This is a genomic window from Vibrio sp. 1402 (assembly GCF_033340275.1).
In genome coordinates, this window is record NZ_JAWOWE010000006.1 from 208403 (window position 1) to 232526 (window position 24124).

Here is a 24124-nt window from a genome sequence, read left to right on the forward strand (position 1 = left end):
CGTTTTTATATAAGGATAAGATATGAACTGGTTTAAACGTGGGCTAAAGCGTTACGACAATTGGTGTAAAGAAATGGGGTTAACCCCCGACCAGAAACGCAGTTGCGTCCCATATCGAAAAGACCCTGCCCATCAAACTAAAGAGAAGAGTGAAGCCCAACCATCCTCTGATTTTCTGCCCGCAGATACAGATAAAAAGCGTCAAGATGAAGCTCTTTGATACGCACTGCCACTTTGATTTTGATGTGTTTCAAGATGACTTTGCGCATCAACTTGAGCTTGCTCAAACGCAAGGCGTCGCAAGAATTTTGATTCCTTCCGTCGGTCCGCAAAATTGGGCTCGTATTCAAACTTTGGCAGAGCAACATGCCAATTTGTATTATGCTCTCGGCTTTCATCCGTATTTTCTTGAAGATAACGTTGAGCAGCACCTTACAGAGCTAGAAGGCTATCTAAATCAAAAAGGGCAGCAGTGCGTGGCAATAGGAGAGTGTGGTTTAGATTTTGCCATTGATGTTGATCCACAGTTGCAAGAAAAGATACTTGAAGTTCAATTTGAGCTGGCTAGACGCTTCGAACTCCCAGTTATTTTACATAGCCGAAAAGCGCACAATCGCCTCATTCAAATGGTGAAAGCGGCGAATCTCCCTAGAGGTGGTGTGCTACACGCTTTTTCTGGGAGTTATCAGCAAGCCATGGAGTGGGTCAAATTAGGTTTTTTTATCGGTGTAGGAGGAACGATTACCTACCCAAGAGCCAAGAAAACACGCGACGCAATTCAAAAATTACCACTCGAAAACCTAGTAATCGAAACAGACGCACCAGATATGCCTATACTTGGATATCAAGGGGAGTCAAATCACCCAGCCAAACTCATTCACGTCTTTAATGAGCTCGTAGAGTTGCATAACGGCCGAAAGCAATCGATTGCCTCTCAACTGTGGAAAAATAGCAATTTTGCTTTCTCGATATGTGAATAAAATCTAAAGATGTGGTTTGAAATCGAAAACGTTTTCCTGCTTATTGTGAATTAACTCACAAAGCTGGTTGAATCAATCATGAATCTTATAGGAAAGTGTGAGGCTGGCATTACTTTAATTGATTCTGCATGAGTATAATTGCCCCCGCTTTATAGCTCCATTTTGTAACACGCCAATAAATAACTTATAAGGAAGTCATAAACTATGAGCCTGTTTATGAGCCTAATCGGTATGGTAGTGCTTCTTGCGATTGCAGTGGCATTTTCTAACAACCGAAAAGCTATCAACTTTAGAACTGTGGGTGGCGCATTCGCTATCCAATTCGCATTAGGTGCATTTGTTCTGTATGTACCTTGGGGCCGTGATCTACTAAACGGTTTCTCTTCAGGTGTTTCTAACGTTATCAACTACGGTAACGATGGTTCATCATTCCTGTTCGGTGGTCTTGTTTCTGACAAGATGTTCGAAGTATTCGGCGGCGGCGGTTTCATCTTCGCATTCCGTGTTCTTCCTACACTGATCTTCTTCTCTGCACTGATTTCAGTTCTTTACTACATTGGCGTTATGCAATGGGTTATCAAGATTCTTGGTGGCGCACTACAAAAAGCGCTAGGCACTTCTCGTGCGGAATCAATGTCAGCTGCAGCTAACATTTTCGTAGGTCAAACTGAGGCACCTCTAGTTGTTCGCCCATTCGTTCCAAAAATGACTCAATCAGAGCTATTCGCGGTAATGTGTGGTGGTCTAGCTTCTGTTGCTGGTGGTGTACTAGCAGGTTACGCATCTATGGGTGTTCCACTAGAGTACCTAGTTGCGGCATCATTCATGGCAGCACCAGGTGGTCTACTGTTCGCTAAAATCCTTCACCCAGAGACTGACCAGCCTCACGAAAGTATCGAAGAAGCGATGGACGGCGGTGACGACAAACCAGTTAACGTAATCGACGCAGCTGCGGGCGGTGCGGCTTCTGGTCTACAACTTGCGCTTAACGTAGGTGCAATGCTAATCGCATTCGTTGGTCTAATCGCGCTAATCAACGGTATGCTAGGTGGCATCGGTGGTTGGTTCGGCATGCCAGAACTAACACTAGAGCTAATCCTAGGTTACGCGTTCTCTCCACTAGCATTCCTAATCGGTGTTCCATGGGCAGAAGCTGTAACAGCTGGTTCATTCATCGGTCAGAAAATCGTAGTGAACGAATTCGTTGCTTACTTGAACTTCACACCATATCTAGGTGAAAACGCTCAAGTAATCGCGGCAACTGGTGAAGTAATGTCTGAGAAGACAACAGCTATCATCTCATTCGCACTATGTGGTTTCGCGAACCTTTCTTCTATCGCGATTCTACTTGGTGGTCTAGGTAGCCTTGCACCAAACCGTCGTAGTGACATCGCTCGCATGGGTGTTAAAGCAGTTCTTGCAGGTACGTTGTCTAACCTTATGGCAGCGACAATTGCAGGCTTCTGCTTAAGCCTTGCAGCACTATAATTAGAATCGGTTCTTAATATATAGACGCCGTTTTACATCATGCCCTGTAGCAAGAGATTGCTGCGGGGCATTTTTCGTTTTTCGGGCTCCAAAATTTCATCGGGTGTTTGCCTTAGTCGAGGTATTACGCAGTCAATGGAATAGGGGCTAGGAAATTTTGAGATACAAACCGTTTGCGCTCTATTTGGTGCTACAGTTTTGCGGTGAAACTCTATAATGTATTAATCACAGGATAGTGGTTAAGCTTGATTCTTAATCACGTAATGAATATTACATAATCGATGGGCAAATGAATTGCCCTGCAATATCAGATCTAATAGGCGTTTTGCTTTGTGATGTGATATTAAAGACACCGCAATCATAGATTGTTGTGCCATAGGCCAAACTGGTACTGTGCGGTGACAAGGATAGCAATTGGCATATGATAAATTTTCGCTGTATATGCCGAGTCTTCAGGGAACCAAGTCCGTTCATTAATAGACTGTTTAGCCATTTACTCACATTGTCTCGACTTGTTGATTATAGTTAAAGACGTGATGTAAGGCTGAGTAGTGAATTTTTTGAATATTGATCGGAGATAGAAATGAGCGATTTAAAAGCAGCAGCGCTACGTGCAATTAAACTTATGGACCTAACTACGTTGAATGACGATGACACTGATGCAAAAGTGATCTCACTATGTCATGACGCGAAAACAGCAGTAGGCAACACAGCTGCAATTTGTATTTACCCTCGCTTTATTCCTATTGCTAAGAAGACACTTCGTGAGCAAGGTACGCCAGAGGTTCGTATTGCAACAGTAACGAACTTCCCACATGGTAACGACGACATTGAAATCGCAGTTGCTGAAACAAAAGCGGCGGTTGCTTACGGTGCAGACGAAGTTGACGTAGTTTTTCCTTACCGCGCGCTAATGGCGGGTGATGAGAAAGTAGGCTTCGAACTAGTTAAGCAATGTAAAGAAGCTTGTGGTGACATTCTTCTTAAAGTGATCATCGAAACAGGTGAACTAAAAGAAGAAGCACTAATCAAGAAAGCATCTCAAATCTGTATTGAAGCAGGTGCTGACTTCATTAAAACTTCAACTGGTAAAGTGCCAGTAAACGCAACACCAGAATACGCTCGCATGATGCTTGAAGTTATTCGCGACATGGGTGTTGCAGAAACTGTTGGTTTCAAACCAGCAGGTGGTGTGCGCACTGCTGAAGACGCAGCAGCATACCTAGCAATGGCTGACGAAATCCTAGGTGACAACTGGGTTGATGCTCGTCACTACCGTTTTGGTGCGTCTAGCCTGCTAACCAACCTACTAAATACATTAGAAGTATCGGACGACGTCGCTGATCCAACAGCGTACTAATTCCAATAATACGTCTGAACGGTAGCACCTAAACGGGTGCTACCAAACCTCTTCTATCCTACTACAACCATGGCTCAAAAGAGCTTGGGAGGCACTAATGTATTTACCACAAGAAATCATTCGTAAAAAACGTGACGGTGAAGTACTTACCGCAGACGAAATCAACTTCTTTATTCAAGGCGTAGCGAACAACACGGTATCTGAAGGTCAGATTGCGGCGTTTGCTATGACGATTTTCTTTAATGAAATGACCATGGATGAGCGCATCGCCTTAACGTGTGCAATGCGTGATTCGGGCATGGTTATCGACTGGAGCCACATGAACTTCGGTGGTCCAATTGTCGACAAACACTCAACCGGTGGTGTGGGTGACGTAACTTCTTTAATGCTTGGCCCAATGGTGGCAGCGTGTGGCGGTTTCGTACCTATGATCTCTGGCCGCGGTCTTGGTCATACAGGCGGTACGCTGGATAAACTTGAATCTATCCCTGGTTACAACATTACGCCGAGCAACGATGTTTTTGGTCAAGTAACCAAAGACGCTGGTGTGGCGATCATCGGTCAAACTGGTGACCTTGCTCCTGCGGATAAGCGTGTTTACGCTACTCGTGATATTACCGCAACGGTAGACAATATCTCCCTGATTACGGCGTCGATCCTTTCTAAGAAACTGGCGGCGGGTCTGGAATCGCTAGTGATGGACGTAAAAGTGGGTTCAGGTGCATTTATGCCAACTTACGAAGCGTCTGAAGAGCTAGCAAAATCAATCGTTGCGGTAGCAAACGGTGCTGGCACTAAGACTACGGCAATTCTTACGGACATGAACCAAGTATTGGCGTCTTCAGCGGGTAACGCAGTAGAAGTTCGTGAAGCGGTTCGTTTCTTAACAGGTGAATACCGTAACCCTCGTCTACTTGAAGTGACCATGGCTTCATGTGCTGAAATGTTAGTACTTGGCAAGCTTGCTGAGAACACAGAAGACGCACGCGCAAAACTGATGGAAGTGCTGGATAACGGCAAAGCGGCTGAGTGCTTCGGCAAGATGGTTGCTGGCTTAGGCGGCCCTGCGGACTTCGTAGAAAACTACAACAACTACTTAGAAAAAGCAGAAATCATCAAGCCAGTTTACGCAACAGAAACGGGCATTGTCTCTGCAATGGATACACGTGCTATCGGCATGGCTGTGGTTGCTATGGGTGGTGGTCGTCGTGTTGCTACTGATGAAATCGACTACGCAGTTGGTTTCGACGAGTTCATCCGCCTAGGTGAGGTCGCAGACAGTGATAAACCTCTTGCGGTCATCCACGCTCGCACTGAAGAGCAATGGGAAGAAGCGGCAAAAGCACTGCGCAGTGCAATCAAAGTAGGTGGTGAATACACACCAACTCCAGAGGTTTACCGCCAAATTCGTGCAGAAGATATCTAATAGAACAAGCAATTACACAAGGCCTACTCAACCATAATAAAAAGCCGAGTGGGCCTAAGGAACGAGCAATGAAAAGAGCATTTATTTTAGTACTAGACTCATTCGGTATCGGTGCAACTGCCGACGCTAAAGAATTTGGTGATGTAGGTTCAGACACACTAGGTCACATCGCTGACCAATGTGAAAAAGGCTTAGCAGATAACGACAATCGCCAAGGTGCACTTCGCCTTCCAAATCTATCGAAACTTGGTTTGGCAATGGCGCATAAAGAATCGACAGGTCGCTTCGCACCTGGACTAGACGCAGACGCTGAAATCATTGGTGCATACGGTCATGCAGCAGAGCTTTCTTCAGGTAAAGACACGCCGTCTGGTCACTGGGAAATCGCAGGTGTTCCTGTTCTGTTTGACTGGGGTTACTTCACTGACAAAGCAAACAGCTTCCCGAAAGAACTGACTGACCGCATTCTTGAGCGTGCAGGTCTTGACGGTTTCCTAGGTAACTGCCACGCATCTGGTACTCAAGTTCTTGACGATCTTGGTGAAGAGCACATGAAGACTGGCAAACCAATCTTCTACACCTCTGCGGACTCTGTATTCCAAATCGCATGTCACGAAGAGACTTTCGGTCTAGACCGTCTACTAGAGCTTTGCCAAATCGCACGTGAAGAGCTAGAAGATTACAACATTGGTCGTGTTATCGCGCGTCCATTTGTTGGTGCTGGTAAAGGTCAATTTGAGCGTACAGGTAATCGTCGTGATCTTTCTGTTGAGCCACCATCAGCAACGGTTCTACAGAAACTTGTTGAAGAGAAGCAAGGCAACGTGGTTTCTATTGGTAAGATTGCTGATATCTACGCAAACTGCGGCATCACTAAGAAAGTGAAAGCGACAGGTATCCCTGCATTGTTCGAAGCAACGCTAGAGCAAATCAAAGAAGCGGGCGACAACACGATCGTATTCACTAACTTTGTAGACTTCGACTCAGCTTACGGTCACCGTCGTGACGTAGCGGGTTACGCAGCGGCACTTGAGTACTTCGATGGTCGCATCAATGAAGTGCTAGAGATGATGAAAGAAGACGATGTGCTTATCCTAACGGCTGACCACGGTTGTGACCCAACATGGCCAGGCACTGACCATACTCGTGAGCACATCCCAGTATTGGTTTATGGTCAAAAAGTACCAGCTGGTTCTCTTGGCCGCCGCGAAACATTCGCAGATATCGGTCAAACATTGGCAAGTTACTTCGGTACTTCTCCAATGGATTACGGTAAGAACTTCCTATAATTAGTTAGGTTTTTGAAAACTAGGAGCTTGATTGCTCCTAGTTTTATGTTTGCAGTATGTAAATGCTGCTTGTCGGAAATGAGAATACTCTGGCTTATATCGCCTTAAGCGCGGAGCGCTAGAGAAAGGTTAAGGAAAAGAAAATGGCAACTCCACATATCAATGCTGAAATGGGTGCATTTGCAGACGTCGTACTGATGCCTGGCGATCCACTACGTGCAAAATACATCGCAGAGACTTTCCTCGAAGATGTCGTTCAAGTGTGTGACGTTCGTAATATGTTTGGTTACACAGGCACATACAAAGGCCGTAAGATCTCGGTAATGGGCCACGGTATGGGTATCCCATCATGCTCGATTTACGCGACTGAACTAATCAAAGACTTCGGCGTGAAGAAAATCATCCGTGTTGGCAGCTGTGGCGCAGTGAATGAAGACATCAAAGTGCGTGATGTTGTGATCGGCATGGGTGCATGTACTGACTCTAAAGTGAACCGTATCCGCTTTAAAGGTCATGACTTCGCGGCAATCGCAGACTACAACATGGTTCGTGCGGCAGAAGACGCTGCAAAAGCTCGCGGTATTGACGTTAAAGTTGGTAACCTATTCTCAGCAGAGCTTTTCTACACGCCAGATCCAGAAATGTTCGATGTAATGGACAAGTACGGCATTGTTGGTGTTGAAATGGAAGCGGCTGGTATTTACGGTGTTGCGGCAGAATACGGTGCAAAAGCTCTGACAATCTGTACGGTTTCTGATCATATCAAGACTGGCGAACAGACTACATCTGACGAGCGTCAAACGACATTCAACGACATGATGCTAATCGCACTAGATTCAGTATTGCTTGGTGACGAAGAGTAAGCGACGAAGAGTCATTCTATTTTTCGCTCTCAAGAGCTAAAAAAACAGCCCACACATTGCGGGCTGTTTTTATATGAGTTGTTAGCGCTACCTAGTTACTTGGTTAGCAGCAGGTTTGGCGCTTTTTTACGACGTATCGGTTGTCGACGTAAAATCAAGATGAACAACATACCACAGACAAAGCTCATTAAGACCATCATGTACATATAACGATCGCTCTTGCGATAGTGGTGGTCAGAAATAGCCGTCACCCGGCCCGTCTCAAAGGTCACGCGAACAAAACCGATAAGCGCACCATCTGCAAAAACTGGTTCAACCAACTGCTGGCGACCAATGGAAGCTGTTGCCAAAGGCGTATCCAGGCCAAGAACTTCGCGTACCGATAATGCCTCTTCACTAGACGCTAAACGTACACCCTGTGCATCGTAGATTGTTGCATCAAACACTAAACGGTCTTGTGCTAGCTGGTTTGTTAGCTGAAGTAATCGTTCTTGATCTTTAGTTAAAATCATCTCACTGGCAGAAAGAGACGCCTGTGAAATCAAAACTTTGGTGAGCGTTTCAAGCTGTTGTGCTTGAATTTTCTCATTACCCTTACTGATCACAACACTGTTTTTTATTGTGATAAACAACATCACACACAGTAGGATTAGTGCCAGAATTCTTAGGGCATTCCTTACTGAGAACAAAGATTCACTCATGCTCTTTACTCATCCATTTAAAATAAAACAAAGACTTGCCTTTTTAGTTTGTTGAGGTAACGTTTTAGCAAAGTCATAAGGGATTATATACATGGACGCGTCAAAAAGCTTGCCTATCAGAAAACATACGACACTTTTAAAACGATTACCCGAGACTCGATTTGCCTCCCAATTAGATAAAGCAAAAGCAAACTGGATCGTATTTGCTGAGTACCTTTCGCCAAGTCACTTCGAAGACATTGATTTCTTCACCGGCTTTTACAACCCAATACTAGAAACGTGGAAAGTTGGCCAATATGAAGTAGCCCTGATGGCCGGAGAGTTGACTCCTCAACATGAAACGATCTTACAAAGTCTCAACCTAGATTACGCCTCGCTTAATGAAGTGCCCGATCTATCAACCCAAGGGTTGATTGTATTTGATATGGATTCAACGGCGATCCAGATAGAGTGTATTGATGAAATCGCGAAACTGGCAGGAGTAGGGGATGAGGTCGCTGAAGTCACTGAACGTGCCATGCAAGGTGAGCTGGATTTTGAGCAAAGTTTACGTCAGCGAGTTGGTAAGCTCAAAGGTGCCGATGAATCAATTCTTGAACAAGTTCGTTCCCAGTTACCATTCATGCCGGACTTTGAAGCGCTAATTGCGACGTTGAAAGCCTTGGGCTGGAAAACAGCGATTGCCTCCGGTGGTTTTACTTACTTCTCTGATTACATCAAAGATAAAGTCGACTTAGACTTTGCTCGCTCCAATCAATTAGAAATTATTGACGGCAAACTCACGGGTAAAGTACTTGGCGATGTGGTAACGGCGCAGATGAAGTCTGACATTCTAGTGGAACTGGCGGATGAATATGAAATTGAGCAGCACAACACGGTTGCTGTCGGTGATGGCGCTAATGATCTTGTGATGATGTCGGTGGCAGGATTAGGGATTGCGTATCACGCAAAACCAAAAGTGGAAGCTCAAGCGCAATCAGCGATTCGCTTTGCAGGGTTGGGCGGTGTGCTCTGTATTTTATCTGGCGCATTGGTGAAGCAGCAAAAGGTCAGCTGGAAAGCTAAACCTTAACCATCCATTCAAAAACACCGCCAGAAAGGCGGTGTTTTTTTCAATTTGGTATGACTTTGAATTTACTCGGTTAACTCCAATCTAATTACAACCTCTTCAGTAATGTCTTCAAATTCACTGTAACCAACGAGCGCTGTTAACTCTTTTTCTAACTTGCTCGCTTGATGTACGCCAAATTGGGTTAAGTCACTTAAATCTTGTTGCAGTAATGATGTCATCGGATCGAAAATTGGCGCAGTAGAAAGGCGAATCACGTAAAAGTCACCCATCATTCGCGCTTTCTTTATAAATTGAATCCGCTCTTTTACGCTGTTGAACTCTTGATGAAGCTTTGACTCAATGCCTGTAATTTTATTACCTACTTTTACGGCGCTTATGTAGATATCCTGATGTCTGGCTTGAGCACCTTCTACACGTTTTATTGGCTCTGCGATTAATGTGCTTGTCCGGCCTTTAAAGATAGGTTCAAGTGACAACAGTTGGTCATGCCCAAGACGGGCAAAAAGTTCAATGTGTTTAGGTAGCGGCAAGTTCACCCCGATAACGGGGGTTTTTATTGAAGATGACGTACTCTTACTGATAAAAATGGGCGTGCTCAGCGTACGCGAGAGCAACATGCAGTGCAGCCTTTCAAGTAGAGCATTACTTGGTAGCGTCTCTTTTTGCGCGATTAGCTTGTCTTGATTGTGCTCGATAATGCTGTTGAAAAAAGCGATTACCTTCATGGTTTGGCTGCTTTCATCAATAACTAACTGCACGCTACAACCATCTGGGCTTACACGAATTACTCGGTATGGCACCGACATTAACGGCAATTTTTTATCGTAGAGTTGTAATTCTCGAAAGTTGATTCTTACCTCTTGCCCAGAACGTAACATCGTGGGCTCACTTAGCCTAATTCCGAGTCCTCGTTTGGAAAGGTCAACAGTACAGCCGCCTGTTTTAGTTTGTCCTGAGTACAACTCTAAAGGTGTTTTAAAACGATAACGAGGCTCTTTACGACGAGACTTTGCATCAAAATAAATGCCCTTTGGATTGCCAATAACTCTTCTCGGATGGCGAAACGCGTTTAACGTATTAGCGGGTAAGCGCGGCTTTTCAGTTAGCAGGTAATCCTGCCCTGACTTTTCGTCAGCAATTTCTTGCAAAATACCAATATGAGTCAGTGATTGAGACGTTTCTGCCAACTCTGGAGAGAATGCTGCTAGGTCTTCCTGTTCTTGCTCTGATAGTTCAAAGATTGAAATTCTAAAGGCGCGCCAACTCTCTCGTTTGCCACCTAAATGCCAAAATAGCTGGCGCTGTTCGCGAGTTGCTTCAGGGCGAAACATCGAATAGAAATAGGTTCGATTCTCGTGCTCGTGAGTAAATGAATAAAGGACATTGGTTGTTCCTTTCACACCAGGCTTAATGAGTGACGCGATGCGTTGCTCGTTGAATAAGGAACCAAACATTTGCTGGTTTCTCTCATCGTGCCAGTATTGCCAAAGCTTTTGATTGTTTGGCGTTAACATTGCTAATTTTAGGTCACTACCATCAAAGAATAGAGGCAAGCTGCTGGTGTGCTTTAGTGCGATGTGCTCATAACCGCGAGTTCGAGCTCGAATAATCTTGTCTTGATTGTCGTGACGAGCCCTTTTAGCAGCACTGTTGAGCGCTTCATCTATCACTCTGGTGACGACATTGGTGTCAGTTAAGCGTATGGTTCTGAGGTATCGAACTGAGTCATTTTCGTAACAGTCATCAACCGCGAGTATGCGGTATGCAAGCGGTTTCTCTATACCTGCAACGTTAGATTTGCTGGCAAATTCAGTAAACGTGACCTGAATAATTTCCCCAAGGTTATATTTAAATGCGCTAGGGACTTTGAACTTTGCGCCAGAGCTAGATAAATCAATGCTTAATCCATGAAGAAGCTGTCCTTTAGAACGGCAAATTTCAACTTGAGATTGGACTTTCAAGCGTTTTTCTTGGCGCTTTAAATCGTAGCCTAGGTGAACGGGTTCTGCTAAGAACGGGCTTTTAGGATCCGTTAACGATTGCGTTTTTTGCTGAGTAAGGCGCTTGCTCATTACGCGAAAGTTATTTCGCGTGTTGACCAATGCTTCCCACATTCCTTCCGTGTAGCAGCCAAACTTTTTGATGTTTTTATGGTAAGCGTTGAAAGCAACATCATCCAACCAATGTGGAATACCATCCAAAATATACTCGCGACATTCGCCTTGAACGCGACCTCGCAAATCAATACTTTTTTTGCATGGAGCCATTAAGCGGTTAAGTTCCATTTTAACCAAAATTTTGGCCGAAGGCGGCTCTTCCTCGGTCAGTTGGCCAAGGACAAAGTCAAAGTCATTCGTACCGTAAACGGGAATGAGTCGTTCTGCGAGCGAGAGAATTTCAGATTGCTGCATTATTTCTGTTAGAGTATGTCGTTACTTTAAATTGTATCGGCTAAGCGAAGTAATACTTAAGTATATCAATAGTTCATTTCAGTTCAGGTCTGACTTGGCTGTGCTTAGTCACATTTGTAGAAAAAATTGAGGCATCATGGCGAAAGCAAAACGAGCGTATGTTTGTAATGATTGTGGCGCGGACTTTCCCCGTTGGCAGGGGCAGTGTAACGCATGTGGTGCATGGAATACGATAACAGAAGTACGTATCGCTGCATCGCCAACCGTTGCTCGCAATGAACGCTTAAGCGGCTACGCTGGTTCCGCAACAGAAGCTACGGTTCAAACGCTATCCGAAATTGATCTGCAAGAAGTACCTCGCTTCACCAGTGGGTTTAAAGAGCTTGACCGCGTGTTGGGTGGTGGGGTTGTGCCAGGTGCCGCAATTTTGATTGGTGGTAACCCTGGTGCAGGTAAATCAACCCTTCTGTTGCAAACCATGTGTAGTTTATCTGCGCAAATGCCAACGCTTTACGTAACCGGTGAAGAGTCGTTACAGCAGGTGGCAATGCGTGCTTCCCGATTGGGCTTGCCGAAAGATCATTTAAAAATGCTATCGGAAACGAACGTCGACAAAATTTGCCAAATCGCCGAAAAAGAGCAGCCTCGTATAATGGTAATAGACTCGATTCAGGTGATGCACGTTTCTGATGTTCAATCGTCGCCTGGCAGTGTTGCTCAGGTACGTGAATCTGCGACGGCTCTGACACGATACGCAAAACAGAATAATGTTGCGGTATTTATTGTTGGTCACGTAACAAAAGATGGTACCCTTGCGGGCCCCAAAGTTCTTGAACACATTATCGACTGTTCGGTACTACTCGATGGTGGAACGGATAGCCGATTCCGCACTTTGCGTAGTCATAAAAACCGTTTTGGTGCTGTGAATGAGCTTGGTGTATTTGCAATGACAGGCCAAGGATTGAAGGAAGTGAGTAACCCATCAGCGATCTTCCTTTCTCGTGGTGAAGAAGAAACATCAGGCTCTTCCGTCATGGTGGTTTGGGAAGGCACGCGCCCTCTACTAGTAGAGATTCAAGCGCTGGTGGATTACTCGCAGTTAGCCAACCCTCGTCGTGTTGCGGTCGGCTTGGAGCAGAACCGCCTATCACTTTTGCTTGCTGTGTTGCATAAGCATGGTGGCTTACAAATGGCAGACCAAGATGTCTTTGTTAATGTGGTTGGCGGTGTTAAGGTGACGGAGACGAGCGCTGATCTTGCTTTAGTTATGGCGCTTTTATCGAGTTTTCGTGACCGTCCACTCCCTAAAGATGTGGTGATTTTTGGTGAGGTAGGGCTTGCGGGCGAAATCCGTCCAGTGCCAAGTGGGCAAGAGCGTTTGAATGAAGCGTTCAAACATGGTTTCAAGAAAGCCATCGTGCCAGCAGCCAACATGCCGAAAGGTGGCATCCCTGGCATGCAAATTCACGGCGTTAAGAAATTGTCGGAAGCTATAGAGGCTTTTGACGAGCTGTAATGCTCATAAGAATGGTATTTGTGCAATCACAAACTGTTCTATCCGTCCTCAATAAAATGCGAATAAAGTACATAAATTGCTGTGTTTGACTATGCTTTGGGGACGGAAATTTCACGTTAAAATTTTTTTTCTTCCATCCGCACGCAAGGGTATCAGTATTGACAGAATGTGATATACTCTGCGCGCACTTTATACCTTATTAACAGAGTAAGACAATGACTGATTTATCAAAATACAGAAACATTGGTATTTTTGCTCACGTAGACGCGGGTAAAACTACCTCTACAGAGCGTATCCTAAAGCTAACTGGTAAGATCCATAAGATCGGTGACACTCACGACGGTTCAACTACTACTGACTTCATGGAGCAGGAAGCTGAGCGTGGTATCACAATCCAGTCTGCAGCAACAACTTGTTTCTGGAACGATCACCGTCTAAACATCATCGATACTCCTGGACACGTTGACTTCACTATCGAAGTTTACCGTTCTCTAAAAGTACTTGACGGTGGTATCGGTGTATTCTGTGGTTCTGGTGGTGTTGAGCCTCAGTCAGAAACTAACTGGCGTTACGCTGACGAATCACACGTATCACGTCTGATCTTCGTTAACAAACTAGACCGTATGGGCGCAGATTTCTACAAAGTTGTAGATCAAGTACAGAACGTACTAGGTGCTACACCTCTAGTTATGACTCTACCTATCGGTATCGAAGAAGATTTCGTAGGTGTTGTAGACGTACTAAGCCAACAAGCTTACGTATGGGATGAGTCTGGCCAACCAGAGAACTACGAAGTTCAAGATATTCCAGCAGACATGGTAGAAAAAGCTGCTGAATACCGTGAAATGCTAATCGAAACTGCTCTAGAGCAAGACGAAGATCTAATGATGGCTTACCTAGAAGAAGGCGAAGAGCCATCTCTAGAAGACATCAAACGTTGTATCCGTAAAGGTACTCGTGATCTAGCATTCTTCCCAACTTACTGTGGTTCAGCGTACAAGAACAAAGGTATCCAACTTATTCTTGACGCGGTAATTGATTACCTACCATCTCCAACAGAAGTTGATCCACAGCCTCTAACTGATTCAGAGACTGGTGAGCCAACTGGTGAAGTTGCGACTGTATCTGCAGACGAGCCACTACGTGCTCTTGCATTTAAGATCATGGATGACCGCTTCGGTGCTCTAACCTTTATCCGCATCTACTCTGGTAAGATGAAGAAAGGTGACACAATCCTTAACTCTGCAACTGGTAAAACAGAGCGTATCGGCCGTATGGTTGAGATGCACGCGGACGAGCGTAACGAGATCGATTCAGCACAAGCTGGTGACATCATCGCTGTAGTTGGTATGAAGAACGTTCAAACTGGTCACACTCTATGTGATCCTAAGCACGAATGTACTCTTGAGCCAATGATCTTCCCAGATCCAGTAATCTCTATCGCAGTTAAGCCTAAAGATAAAGGCGGTTCTGAGAAGATGGGTATTGCGATCGGTAAAATGGTTGCAGAAGATCCATCATTCCAAGTTGAGACTGATGAAGATTCAGGCGAAACTATCCTGAAAGGTATGGGTGAACTTCACCTAGACATCAAGGTAGATATCCTTAAGCGTACTTACGGCGTTGAGCTAGAAGTTGGTGCTCCACAGGTTGCTTACCGTGAAACTATCACTCAAGCAATCGAAGATAGCTACACGCACAAGAAACAGTCTGGTGGTTCTGGTCAGTTCGGTAAGATCGATTACCGCATCAAACCAGGTGAGCCAAACTCTGGCTTCACGTTCAAATCAACAGTTGTTGGTGGTAACGTACCTAAAGAATTCTGGCCTGCAGTTGAGAAAGGCTTTGCGTCAATGATGGAGCACGGTGTTCTAGCTGGCTTCCCTACTCTAGACGTTGAAGTTGAACTATTCGACGGTGGTTTCCACGCAGTTGACTCTTCAGCTATCGCTTACGAAATCGCAGCGAAAGGTGCATTCCGTCAGTCTATGCCTAAAGCTGGCGCGCAACTTCTTGAGCCAATCATGAAAGTTGACGTGTTCACTCCAGAAGATCACGTTGGTGACGTAATCGGTGACCTTAACCGTCGTCGTGGTATGATCAAAGACCAACAAGCAGCGTCTACTGGCGTACGTATCAAGGGTGATGTACCTCTATCAGAAATGTTTGGTTACATCGGTACTCTACGTACTATGACTTCTGGTCGTGGTCAGTTCTCTATGGAGTTCTCACACTACGCACCATGTCCAACAAACGTTGCAGAGCAAGTAATTGCTGACGTTAAAGAGCGTAACGCTAAGAAGTAATTCTTAAGTTAACTCTATAACTTGAAAGCCCCGCTTAGTGCGGGGCTTTTTGTATCTAGCAGTCTTATACGCAGAGCGTTTTTGTTTTATTCCTATTTAGCGTTTGTTTTGACGATTGTTATGATGCCGTTCTAGTGCTGTTGCCTTTTAGGTCAATGGTCTTAAAGTCTGGTACCACTGACTTTTCAAATATTTCTATTTCTTCCTTCAACCATTGCGCAAACAATTGAGCTTTAGGTCTTTTTAAGTAGCCTTTTGGCGCACACAAGTAATACGCAAAGTTGGGCTTGATAGCGATATCTCCAATTCGGACCAATTTGCCAGAACGAAAATATTGATGAGCTAAACTGTGTTTTACTAATGCCACGCCTTGAAGTGATAGTGCAGCCTCAAGCACGAGATGTGATCCACTGTATTTTAAGGTAGGCTTTGCTGCGCAGTGACCCAAGGTTGCTAACCACATATTCCAATCAAGATCAGGCCAAACATCTTCAATCAGCTCAGCTTTGCTTAAATCCTCGATGTTATAGATCCCGTGCTCTTTCTGGTACACCGGATGACAAGCTGGATAAAAAGCTTCGTCCATTAGCCATTGTGATTCTAAATTGGGGTACTTTCCTAAACCGTAACGAACACATAAATCTATCTGGCTATCTTGAAAAGACACCAAATCATTGGTTGGTTCTAATAGCAAGGCGATATCAGGGTGACGCTGACGAAAAGCCGTAATTTTCGGGACTAACCAATGATGAGCGAAAGAGGGGAGTGTTGATATCGAAAGGTGGTTCGGGTTTGGATCTTGATTGACTAATCTAACCCCTTGCTGCAAATGAGCAAACCCTCTTTCTGCCTGACTAAACAGTAGCTCTCCCTCAGGTGTGAGCACGATTTTTCTGTGCTGACGAACAAATAGGTCCGTGCCTAAGAACTCTTCTAAATGACGAATTTGCTGACTAATGGCCGCTGGCGTAACAAAGAGTTCTTTTGCTGCCGTTTTAAAGCTTCCTTCCTTTGCTGCAACGAAAAAGTAATACAAGCCCTGTAAGGGAGGCATTCGATCTTTCACATTAGTTTTCCTTAACTCTATGGCAGATTCTATCGTTTGAGGATATCAGCGTAGTCGCTGATTATTAAGTGGTCAACATTGTATAGGGATCTTTGAAATGGAAAACATGACACACACTTGTGAGCGTACTATACCTACTGCCCATCAGAGCGGGTTACAGTTAATTTATTCTAAACTGGCGGCTTGGAGAAGGAACTATAAGACACGTCGTCACTTGAGAGAGTTACCAAAGCACCTTTGGGACGATATTGGGTTAGGTGAAAGGGAGATTAGTTGTGAAGTGAGTAAGCCATTCTGGAGAGAGTAGTTTATGAGTTTGATTCAAGCTCAAAGTTAAGTTGCACTCCCCAATGGTGTTGAGGAGTGCAAGCAAAATTACAAGTCTTCTTCCCACACGACCAATTCATCTTTTGGCCAATTGTGGCCTATCTCATGATACTTTTGTTCGAGCACATGACGTTTAATTTTAAGCGTTGGCGTCAGTACGCCATTTTCTATACTCCAAGGTTCTTTAATCATTAACACACCTTTGATTTGCTCATGAGAGGCGAGTTCTTGATTCATCCTGGCAATAACTTTACGTGTGGTACGTGCGTATCGCTCTCGATCAAAGTTAGGGAAGTCATGTGGCACAACCAAAAGAATCGGAGCGGGTAGCCCTAAACCGATGAGACACATCATCTCTACGCGACTGTACTCGAAAAGCTTTTTCTCGATAGGAACCGGAGAGACAAATTTACCTTTGGCGGTTTTGAAGTTATCTTTTTTACGGCCTTGAATCGTTAGATAACCATCTGAGTCGATAGCGCCGATATCGCCTGTGTGTAGCCAGCCCTCTGAATCAAAAGACTCTTGGGTGGCAATGTCATTTTTGTAGTAGCCAGAAAATAGCCCTTTGCCACGCACCATGATTTCATCATCAGCTGCGATTTTTAACTCAATGCCTGGTCCTGCATTACCGACACTACCGATTTTGTCAGCTCTAAATGGGTAGTTGAGCGTGCTGTAGGCAAATGATTCCGTCATCCCCCAAGCCTCTGTGATATCAAGGCCCACTGAGTGGTACCATTCCAACAGCGCTGGCGAGACAGGTGCAGAGCCACAGCCTAATACTCGAGCCTGATCTAAACCTAGACCATCTGCTAGCTTTTTCTTGATCAAAGAATTGACGAATGGGATTTTCAACAGAATATTGAGCTTCTTCTGTGGAAGTTTGTCTTGAATACGTTGCTGGAATAGCGTCCATAATCGTGGGACGGAGATAAACAGAGTTGGTCGGTGCATCTTCACATCTTCGATAAAAGTGTCCAGTGACTCTGGAAATGCTGTTGGCACGCCACCCATAATCGATGAACCGAAGATATAAACACGCTCTGTAATATGAGCGAGCGGTAAATAAGAGAACAATCGGTCGTTTTCTTGGATACCAATATGATTGATCAGTTGCTGAACAGACCAACTGAATGCGCCGTAAGTTAGCATCGCGCCTTTCGGTAACCCTGATGTGCCTGAGGTATACACCAACGACATTAGCTTGTCATCGTAATGCTGCGGACGCTCTTTACTTGGCACTGCATCAGCAATGAGCGCTTGGTATTCGTGCTTACACTTTGGTGCCGTGTCATAAGGTAGAGCGATGCTAATGAGTTCAGGCATAGCATCAATGACTTGCTGAGTTGCTTTGGGATCATCGAGTTTTCCGCCAATGATCGCTTTACTTTCACTATGAGTCACACAGTATTCGATGGTGTCTGCACCGGCGGTAGGAAAGATTGGCACACTGACATAGTCACCAAGCATCATAGCAAGATCGCAAATAAACCATTCTGCACAGTTTTTAGATACTAATGCGACTTTGTCGCCAGGCTTTACACCAAGTGAGCGTAGTGCGCTGACAAGTTTTAAGGCTTGATCTGCAACATCAGAGAATGTGTACTCAACAAATTGTCGGTTAATAATTTGTTTTAGGTAGACCTCATTTGGACGCTCTTGAGCCCATTTGAGGATCATTTCATTTGGTGGTGGGAGAGCGCAACCAGCAGCGCTATTTAGATTCGGCTGATTCATTTTAAGTGACTCCATGTCTTCTCATTGTATTTATAATTGTTAACGCATTGTTAACTTTAGCATGTTAAATCGCGACACGGGAATGCATTTTGATGAAATATGTGGGGAAGATAGCGTTAGTTATGGTTGAAGTCGGAGCGACTCGATCTAAAAAGCAATGTGATTGATGCTACGCAAAAGAGAACAGGCTTTTCAGCTGTTATGTCATACCGACTTCATACTAAGAGCACAGGTAAGCAATTTATTTTATTAATAATATTGCGAAAACATAGAATCTATCCTAATTATTTATTAACTAGTGGCTTAGTGTTGAAGATAAGTATAAATGTCTCCTAATTTCTTCAAAGCGCCAAACTTAAAGGTATGTCGTGGTTTTGAAGTAGCTATACTAATCTTACTTTGGAAAGTTAGGAGCTTCACCTCAAGCTATTGCCTGAGATTACTTGGGTACGATCATCAGCAAAAGGAAAGATGTGATGTTACGGAAGACTTTACTGGGTACCTATCTTTGTAGTTTATTCATTGCGGGGAATGCATATGGTGCTGAAGGAGATGATATTCCTCAGCGCGCCCAAACGGTTGGTGATGTTATTGAGCGCCCAGGCGTTCTCACACCTAAAGGTAAATGGTCATTTGATTCGTCTTTAAGCTATACACAAAACTCTTCAAACAAAGTATCTGTTGTTGGGTATACAGTCTTACCAACTCTGATTGTTGGGCGAATTGAAGTGAGTGATTCGGATAGGACTACAGTAACCGTTGGATTAACTGCTCGGTACGGTTTAACAAACGCCACAGAGTTAGAAGTTAGAGTGCCGTATGTGTATCGTAATGACCAAGTTTCTACGCGCCCCATTCAAGATGGTTCAAACAGTGAAGTAGTAAACACAACGGTGGATGGCGGAGGGCTTGGTGATGTAGAGTTCGCATTGAGGCACCAGTTTAACTTTGAGTCTGCGCCATACTGGGTAGGTGGCCTTAGAGTAAAGTCGGATACAGGACGATCGCCTTATGATGTTTCTATTGAAGATGGAAGCAACTCATTTAGTGATGTCCCTACAGGTTCGGGTTTTTGGAGTTTTGAGCCTAATTTATCTCTTATTCACCCTGTTGATCCTGCGGTCTTGTTCGCTAGTCTAAGTTATATTTATAACTTAGAGGATACTGTTACAGTTGGCGACACAAAAGCTGATGTTGAACTTGGAGACACTATTTCTCTTTCAGGGGGAATGGGGTTTGCGGTGAATCCCGATCTTTCATTCTCTTTAGGACTTAGCCATAAAACTATTTTAAAAAGCAAAGTAAATGGCAGATCGGCAGATGATGCTAAGTTGCTTCAATTAGATGCATTAACTTTTGGTATAAACTATGCCTTTAGTGAACGCTCATCTATCAATGTTAGTGCTCAAGCTGGTCTTACAGAAGATACTCCCGACTTTCAATTAACAGTACGAGTACCTTTTAATTTGTAAAATGGATATTAGGCCTAGGCCCTTGAGTCTTGGGCCTAATTTATCGTTAGCGCCTAGTGTTCGCATTATAAATTGATTGGATTATATTGGATAAAGTAGGTATATATTCTTTAAATGATGGTGGCCGATTGATATATCGAACTTTCTTTTGGTATGTAATCATAGATATCAGTCGTTTCTAATATCAAAGAAGCTTAACGTGACAATTTTTCAGATAAAAATGGAAATGCTCATTGAAGGTGGTTCAATAAGGCGTCTTCTAATTGTTGGTTTGCTTTGATTTCCCGTATTACCCCATTTACTTGAGCATCAATGTCTACGAGCGTGCTAAGTCCAATAATACTGTTATCTTTCGTGTTTTGAATAATATTGATAATACTTGAATTTATAAAGTCTGAACTTATTATATTAGGATTTTGAGACGAAGGCATTTTGGGTGAATCTATAGAATCATCTCCAATAATATTGCCTTCACCAAATTGTATGATGTTAACAATACCCTGGTTGAAAACATCTCCACTTTGATTTTCACTATTTGCGCTAATGTTTTTTAAATTACCATTTTCAATTACTAAGTTGGCAATGTTTGTGTTCAAAATATCATCGCCATTTATAGTCGTAGTAATGCTTAATCCAATATTAATAATATACTCGTCCGTAATTTGGAAACCACCTCGATATTCTTCTAAAGATGAATTTGAAAGAGGAGTAAGTTCTTGCAGGCCAACATCTTTAGCATTCACATTAAAATGAGGTATTAGCATACAAAGCACTAACAAAAATTTATTGTAGTTCATAATGCAGGCCTTTCAGGTTGTTTAGTTCTTAAAGTTATTTAAAACAATGGTATATTAATTTTCACCGGAAACTGGGAGAGTAATGCTAAATACCCCTAAGGAATCTCTAGACACTCCTGTTTTTAATGGTGATCTTTGATATACGGTGAAATTATCATTGGTTATAAAGCTAGACCTTCCCATTTCCGCTTCGTTACGGACCAGTAACACAATTCCTTGGTAATATTTTTCAAACTCATCCAGTTTCATTATCATGGTTCCTCTAGAAGGGTCTCCTAGAATAACTGAGTGATTGTTTATACCTCTGATGACAACAAAATGCATATACCCATCGAAATTAACGAGAGTAATCCCAGGGACGCCGACTTCTTTAATTTTCTCCAATCCTACTTGAAAGCCGTCAGAACGTAACCCTATGGAATCCAAGTAAAACTTCATATCCAACAAAGAAAAACCTTTCTCTTTGATTTTTTCTTTATCACCTTTTTCAAACATGCTTTTGAAGATATCTTGTTCAGATGACTCTGTTGCATAATGAAAAGTGAGAAGAGAAGCCAGGGCGGCAGAGCCACAGCTGAAGTCATACTGTTGGCGAAAAACATCACCGAACACTATTTCTTTGTAGCTTTTAACAGGAACAGAGTAATGTGCTCGGTAAGGTAGCAGTTCTAATGAAATGGCTGATGCTGAATAAACGAGCATCAGCCAAATTAAGTTATTTAATACTTTCATATTGTTTACTTGAGTGTCAGGTTAACGACGGTAGAGTTCTGGATTAAAACGTTGTTTCCGCTGTTCTGAATTACGTTGGATATACCCGAACTGTCTGCGAACGCTCCACTTGATAGTATATTGTTACCACTCACGGTGTTTGACGCGACATTATCTGACGAAATACCATTGATATCTGATTCTGCATAAACCAAGTCGAGTTCAACATTTTGTCCACCTCTTGATTCATTCATGATATCCAAGCTAACTTCTCCGCCAGATAATGCAATGTCATCAGCGAGTGCAGTGCAGGCAACTATCATACTCAAAGTACAGATTGCCAAACGCATCGCTTTCTCCTACTAGTCGGTTACTCACCCCCAGTAAACACACTTGCATTAGTTGTAACAGATTGTTGTACAAGTGAATTTGAACCAGCATTTTGACCAACGGTAGTAATACCAGCTGCACCACCAAGACCACCAAGGGTGTTCATGTTTTCAACTCGAACTCGAGTATCATCCGCGTTAGTTGCATAAATAACTGATGCACCTGTAACACCACCCATTAGGCTTGAGCTCGCAACAACCATATCTGTATCCATATGGACTTGATTGAAGCTATCAACATTTGTTGAGCTCGAGTCACTTTGATAGTTACTATTGTCGTTAAAGCTGTTCGAGTTTGTTGTGCTTGAATCAGCGTAGCTACGGTTATCACTCTGGTTACGGTTGTCGCTTTGATTACGATTATCGCTGTTATCGTTAAAGCTACTGTTGATACTAGAGTCACTGTTGTCGTTGTTGCTACGTCTTACAGTAGTACTAGAGTCGCTGTTGTCGTTGTGGCTTCTATTTGTGTTAGTACTTGAGTCACTACTATCACTATTTAGGCTCACATCAAGATCAGCACTGGTACTGTTGTCGTTAGCGTTAGACGTACTATTGTCGTTGTGGCTTTGAGCTGTGTTAGTGCTCGAGTTTGAGTTGTCGCTGTTGTTATTAAAGCTGTCATCAACACCAAGAGTTGCACTGTTGTCAGTGTCGCTGTTGTCGTTGAAGCTATGACCAATACCTAGTGACGCACTATTATCGCTGTTGTCGTTGAAGCTATCACCAACACCGAGAGATGCGCTATTGTCACTGTTATCATTGAAGCTGCCAGATAAACCGATATCGGTATTAGCGCTGTCAGTCCATTGCATGTTGTCGTCTCCATCATCGATCTCATTCGCGATTAGAGAGCCACTAAATAAAATTGCTGACATTGCTAAAGCAAGCCCTGTTTTGTTTAGAGTCATAACGATTACTCCATTTCCTGTTATTCCTGATTAAAAATGACTGCACTTAACTTCTTGCTGCTTCCTTCAAATGTTGTGGGAAGCGATGAAATTATAAGAAAGGATCAGTGAAAGCTGTTCTCATTATTGAGAATGATTCAGGCTGGAAGGGAGTATTTAGGTGCGTCTCTTTAAGGTGTTAAAGAAAAAAATAACATAATCATAATGTTATTTTTTGTATTTACTTTAAGTACTCATCAAGTATGAAATGAAGCCAATATAAAGAAGTAATTCGTTCTATTGCACTGAGCGGAGCAGTCATCCATTTTTTATAAATGGTATTTTATCCAATTATTATCTTTATTATTTAATATTATAAATCATATCCTTATGCTAACACAGGTTGAAAAGTATGGATAAAAATATAACATGTTCATACTTTTTAAGTCTTTTTCGGTGCTGAAAAGCAATGCGATATCATTCTGAAGTGCTATATTTTCTACTTAAAATGAAGATAAATTCTCTTTGCTATCCCCAATTAATTTTCTAACGGGGGTTGGTGAAACAGGTAAGTTAATGTGGTGGGACTATGGAAAAGAAGCACTTGATACTGCTAGCTGAGAGTAATTTACAAAGTAACTTAATAAAAAAACAGCTGTCTTCCATTCATGATGTCGATGTAAAGATAATGCAACCAGATGAAGTGGTGTTCAGAAGTCACTCACTCAGTATCGATTTGATGTTTATTGATTACGATTTTATGCGTCAGCTTGAAGTACAAGGAAAGTTACCAGATTTTGATCTATTTGGGTGGTCCTTTATGCTTCACAACGTCCCTTGTGAAAAAGTACAAACGGACTTACTGCATTGGAAGTTGTTAAAAGGAATTTTGCTCCGAAGTGCATCAGTGACACATATATGTGATGGCGCGGAATACGTACTGAAAGGTGGGTTGTGGCTACCAAGAATGTACCTAGAGAAGTTAGTCCTCAATTATCGGCATGCAAATTTGTCCGAAGAACAGCAGCATGATGAGTTAACATGCAGAGAAAAACAGATTCTAGAGCTACTTGTGTACGGCATTTCAAATCAACAAATTGCTTCAAGACTTTTTTTATCTGAAAGTACAGTGAAAAGCCATATATACAAGTTGTACAAAAAACTCGATGTCCATTCTCGTCATGATGCGGTTAAGTTGGTAAGAATGAACAATGGCTTAACCGAGAGAAGTTAAGTCACAATTTGTGATGCTCTTTTTATCGGGGTCTGTTCCGTTTTCACTATCTAATCTAAGCAAGGGCACTCGTATTTGAGTGCCCG

22 protein-coding genes are annotated in these 24124 nt (G+C 43.3%); 13 read left to right on the plus strand and 9 right to left on the minus strand.

The window, feature by feature from the left end; translation table 11 throughout:
• Positions 1 to 22 precede the first annotated feature (22 nt).
• The 3 genes from R7044_RS13760 to R7044_RS13770 all read left to right on the plus strand — a co-directional run bounded on the left by R7044_RS13760 (position 23) and on the right by R7044_RS13770 (position 2468).
• The gene (locus tag R7044_RS13760; protein WP_064376469.1) at positions 23 to 220 is read left to right on the plus strand and encodes a DUF5363 family protein; all 198 of its coding nucleotides are present in this window, start codon (positions 23 to 25) and stop codon (positions 218 to 220) included.
• A complete protein-coding gene (locus R7044_RS13765) occupies positions 207 to 980 on the plus strand; it encodes a TatD family hydrolase (RefSeq protein ID WP_005380129.1) in 774 nt (257 codons plus the stop codon). Before R7044_RS13760 ends, R7044_RS13765 begins: the two co-directional genes overlap by 14 nt.
• A 204-nt stretch (positions 981 to 1184) precedes the next feature.
• Positions 1185 to 2468, plus strand: coding sequence for a NupC/NupG family nucleoside CNT transporter (locus R7044_RS13770; protein ID WP_005380131.1), 1284 nt, complete (start codon positions 1185 to 1187; stop codon positions 2466 to 2468).
• Between the two features lie 358 nt (positions 2469 to 2826).
• On the opposite strand, the gene R7044_RS13775 is transcribed toward R7044_RS13770, so the two are convergent.
• Positions 2827 to 2961: a hypothetical protein gene (locus tag R7044_RS13775; RefSeq protein ID WP_005391675.1), complete on the minus strand. Its 135-nt coding sequence runs from the start codon at positions 2959 to 2961 to the stop codon at positions 2827 to 2829.
• 90 nt (positions 2962 to 3051) lie between these two features.
• Here R7044_RS13775 and deoC point away from each other — a divergent pair, with 90 nt between their 5' ends.
• The 4 genes from deoC (at position 3052) to deoD (ending at position 7406) form a co-directional block, all read left to right on the plus strand.
• Complete coding sequence (gene deoC / locus R7044_RS13780; protein WP_225455630.1) at positions 3052 to 3828, plus strand: deoxyribose-phosphate aldolase; 777 nt, start codon at positions 3052 to 3054, stop codon at positions 3826 to 3828.
• Positions 3829 to 3925: 97 nt separating this feature from the next.
• Positions 3926 to 5254: a thymidine phosphorylase gene (gene deoA, locus R7044_RS13785; protein WP_064376470.1), complete on the plus strand. Its 1329-nt coding sequence runs from the start codon at positions 3926 to 3928 to the stop codon at positions 5252 to 5254.
• A 68-nt stretch (positions 5255 to 5322) separates the two neighbouring features.
• Positions 5323 to 6543, plus strand: a complete 1221-nt coding sequence (locus R7044_RS13790; RefSeq protein WP_053349841.1) for a phosphopentomutase — start codon at positions 5323 to 5325, stop codon at positions 6541 to 6543.
• Between the two features lie 143 nt (positions 6544 to 6686).
• On the plus strand, positions 6687 to 7406 hold the full coding sequence (deoD, locus tag R7044_RS13795; RefSeq protein WP_005380140.1) for a purine-nucleoside phosphorylase: 720 nt from the start codon (positions 6687 to 6689) through the stop codon (positions 7404 to 7406).
• Positions 7407 to 7501: 95 nt separating this feature from the next.
• On the opposite strand, the gene R7044_RS13800 is transcribed toward deoD, so the two are convergent.
• Positions 7502 to 8107, minus strand: coding sequence for a YtjB family periplasmic protein (locus R7044_RS13800; protein ID WP_005391677.1), 606 nt, complete (start codon positions 8105 to 8107; stop codon positions 7502 to 7504).
• A 91-nt stretch (positions 8108 to 8198) separates the two neighbouring features.
• Here R7044_RS13800 and serB point away from each other — a divergent pair, with 91 nt between their 5' ends.
• Positions 8199 to 9179, plus strand: a complete 981-nt coding sequence (serB, locus tag R7044_RS13805; protein WP_005380142.1) for a phosphoserine phosphatase — start codon at positions 8199 to 8201, stop codon at positions 9177 to 9179.
• Between the two features lie 62 nt (positions 9180 to 9241).
• Here serB and R7044_RS13810 read toward each other — a convergent pair whose 3' ends face one another.
• Positions 9242 to 11590: a PilZ domain-containing protein gene (locus R7044_RS13810; RefSeq protein WP_064376471.1), complete on the minus strand. Its 2349-nt coding sequence runs from the start codon at positions 11588 to 11590 to the stop codon at positions 9242 to 9244.
• Between the two features lie 136 nt (positions 11591 to 11726).
• On the opposite strand from R7044_RS13810, the gene radA reads away from it, so the two are divergent.
• Together radA and fusA are read left to right on the plus strand one after the other, a co-directional pair.
• Entirely contained in the window at positions 11727 to 13106 is a 1380-nt protein-coding gene (radA, locus tag R7044_RS13815; protein ID WP_005386443.1) for a DNA repair protein RadA, read from the plus strand.
• A gap of 215 nt (positions 13107 to 13321) precedes the next feature.
• Positions 13322 to 15412: an elongation factor G gene (fusA, locus tag R7044_RS13820; protein ID WP_005386444.1), complete on the plus strand. Its 2091-nt coding sequence runs from the start codon at positions 13322 to 13324 to the stop codon at positions 15410 to 15412.
• Positions 15413 to 15530: 118 nt separating this feature from the next.
• On the opposite strand, the gene R7044_RS13825 is transcribed toward fusA, so the two are convergent.
• Complete coding sequence (locus R7044_RS13825) at positions 15531 to 16478, minus strand: LysR substrate-binding domain-containing protein (protein ID WP_017820432.1); 948 nt, start codon at positions 16476 to 16478, stop codon at positions 15531 to 15533.
• A 106-nt stretch (positions 16479 to 16584) separates the two neighbouring features.
• Here R7044_RS13825 and R7044_RS13830 point away from each other — a divergent pair, with 106 nt between their 5' ends.
• Positions 16585 to 16785, plus strand: coding sequence for a DUF1127 domain-containing protein (locus R7044_RS13830; RefSeq protein ID WP_224721253.1), 201 nt, complete (start codon positions 16585 to 16587; stop codon positions 16783 to 16785).
• Positions 16786 to 16853: 68 nt separating this feature from the next.
• On the opposite strand, the gene R7044_RS13835 is transcribed toward R7044_RS13830, so the two are convergent.
• Positions 16854 to 18545 (minus strand): AMP-binding protein, encoded by a 1692-nt coding sequence (locus R7044_RS13835; protein ID WP_025768211.1) that lies wholly within the window; start codon positions 18543 to 18545, stop codon positions 16854 to 16856.
• Between the two features lie 476 nt (positions 18546 to 19021).
• On the opposite strand from R7044_RS13835, the gene R7044_RS13840 reads away from it, so the two are divergent.
• Positions 19022 to 20017: a transporter gene (locus R7044_RS13840; protein ID WP_005380160.1), complete on the plus strand. Its 996-nt coding sequence runs from the start codon at positions 19022 to 19024 to the stop codon at positions 20015 to 20017.
• A 230-nt stretch (positions 20018 to 20247) separates the two neighbouring features.
• Here R7044_RS13840 and R7044_RS13845 read toward each other — a convergent pair whose 3' ends face one another.
• The 4 genes from R7044_RS13845 to R7044_RS13860 are packed head-to-tail and all read right to left on the minus strand — an operon-like array spanning position 20248 to position 22825.
• Positions 20248 to 20814: a hypothetical protein gene (locus R7044_RS13845; protein WP_064376472.1), complete on the minus strand. Its 567-nt coding sequence runs from the start codon at positions 20812 to 20814 to the stop codon at positions 20248 to 20250.
• A gap of 54 nt (positions 20815 to 20868) precedes the next feature.
• Positions 20869 to 21546: a C39 family peptidase gene (locus tag R7044_RS13850; RefSeq protein WP_005380165.1), complete on the minus strand. Its 678-nt coding sequence runs from the start codon at positions 21544 to 21546 to the stop codon at positions 20869 to 20871.
• A 5-nt stretch (positions 21547 to 21551) separates the two neighbouring features.
• Positions 21552 to 21875, minus strand: a complete 324-nt coding sequence (locus tag R7044_RS13855; RefSeq protein WP_005380167.1) for a hypothetical protein — start codon at positions 21873 to 21875, stop codon at positions 21552 to 21554.
• 20 nt (positions 21876 to 21895) lie between these two features.
• Complete coding sequence (locus R7044_RS13860) at positions 21896 to 22825, minus strand: hypothetical protein (RefSeq protein WP_005391691.1); 930 nt, start codon at positions 22823 to 22825, stop codon at positions 21896 to 21898.
• Between the two features lie 568 nt (positions 22826 to 23393).
• Between R7044_RS13860 and R7044_RS13865 the strand changes: the two genes are divergently transcribed.
• Positions 23394 to 24038 (plus strand): helix-turn-helix transcriptional regulator, encoded by a 645-nt coding sequence (locus R7044_RS13865; RefSeq protein WP_005380169.1) that lies wholly within the window; start codon positions 23394 to 23396, stop codon positions 24036 to 24038.
• Positions 24039 to 24124: the final 86 nt, after the last annotated feature.

Bases quoted from the DNA above. Each gene is read 5' to 3' on its own strand.
- fusA (WP_005386444.1), top strand. From the start codon at position 13,322: ATGACTGATTTATCAAAATACAGAAACATTGGTATTTTTGCTCACGTA.
- deoC (WP_225455630.1), top strand. From the start codon at position 3,052: ATGAGCGATTTAAAAGCAGCAGCGCTACGTGCAATTAAACTTATGGAC.
- deoD (WP_005380140.1), top strand. From the start codon at position 6,687: ATGGCAACTCCACATATCAATGCTGAAATGGGTGCATTTGCAGACGTC.
- R7044_RS13860 (WP_005391691.1), bottom strand. From the start codon at position 22,825: ATGACTCTAAACAAAACAGGGCTTGCTTTAGCAATGTCAGCAATTTTA.
- R7044_RS13850 (WP_005380165.1), bottom strand. From the start codon at position 21,546: ATGAAAGTATTAAATAACTTAATTTGGCTGATGCTCGTTTATTCAGCA.
- radA (WP_005386443.1), top strand. From the start codon at position 11,727: ATGGCGAAAGCAAAACGAGCGTATGTTTGTAATGATTGTGGCGCGGAC.
- R7044_RS13775 (WP_005391675.1), bottom strand. From the start codon at position 2,961: ATGGCTAAACAGTCTATTAATGAACGGACTTGGTTCCCTGAAGACTCG.
- serB (WP_005380142.1), top strand. From the start codon at position 8,199: ATGGACGCGTCAAAAAGCTTGCCTATCAGAAAACATACGACACTTTTA.
- R7044_RS13840 (WP_005380160.1), top strand. From the start codon at position 19,022: ATGTTACGGAAGACTTTACTGGGTACCTATCTTTGTAGTTTATTCATT.
- R7044_RS13855 (WP_005380167.1), bottom strand. From the start codon at position 21,875: ATGCGTTTGGCAATCTGTACTTTGAGTATGATAGTTGCCTGCACTGCA.
- R7044_RS13835 (WP_025768211.1), bottom strand. From the start codon at position 18,545: ATGAATCAGCCGAATCTAAATAGCGCTGCTGGTTGCGCTCTCCCACCA.
- R7044_RS13810 (WP_064376471.1), bottom strand. From the start codon at position 11,590: ATGCAGCAATCTGAAATTCTCTCGCTCGCAGAACGACTCATTCCCGTT.
- R7044_RS13790 (WP_053349841.1), top strand. From the start codon at position 5,323: ATGAAAAGAGCATTTATTTTAGTACTAGACTCATTCGGTATCGGTGCA.
- R7044_RS13770 (WP_005380131.1), top strand. From the start codon at position 1,185: ATGAGCCTGTTTATGAGCCTAATCGGTATGGTAGTGCTTCTTGCGATT.
- R7044_RS13800 (WP_005391677.1), bottom strand. From the start codon at position 8,107: ATGAGTGAATCTTTGTTCTCAGTAAGGAATGCCCTAAGAATTCTGGCA.
- R7044_RS13830 (WP_224721253.1), top strand. From the start codon at position 16,585: ATGACACACACTTGTGAGCGTACTATACCTACTGCCCATCAGAGCGGG.
- R7044_RS13865 (WP_005380169.1), top strand. From the start codon at position 23,394: ATGGAAAAGAAGCACTTGATACTGCTAGCTGAGAGTAATTTACAAAGT.
- R7044_RS13765 (WP_005380129.1), top strand. From the start codon at position 207: ATGAAGCTCTTTGATACGCACTGCCACTTTGATTTTGATGTGTTTCAA.
- R7044_RS13845 (WP_064376472.1), bottom strand. From the start codon at position 20,814: ATGAACTACAATAAATTTTTGTTAGTGCTTTGTATGCTAATACCTCAT.
- R7044_RS13760 (WP_064376469.1), top strand. From the start codon at position 23: ATGAACTGGTTTAAACGTGGGCTAAAGCGTTACGACAATTGGTGTAAA.
- deoA (WP_064376470.1), top strand. From the start codon at position 3,926: ATGTATTTACCACAAGAAATCATTCGTAAAAAACGTGACGGTGAAGTA.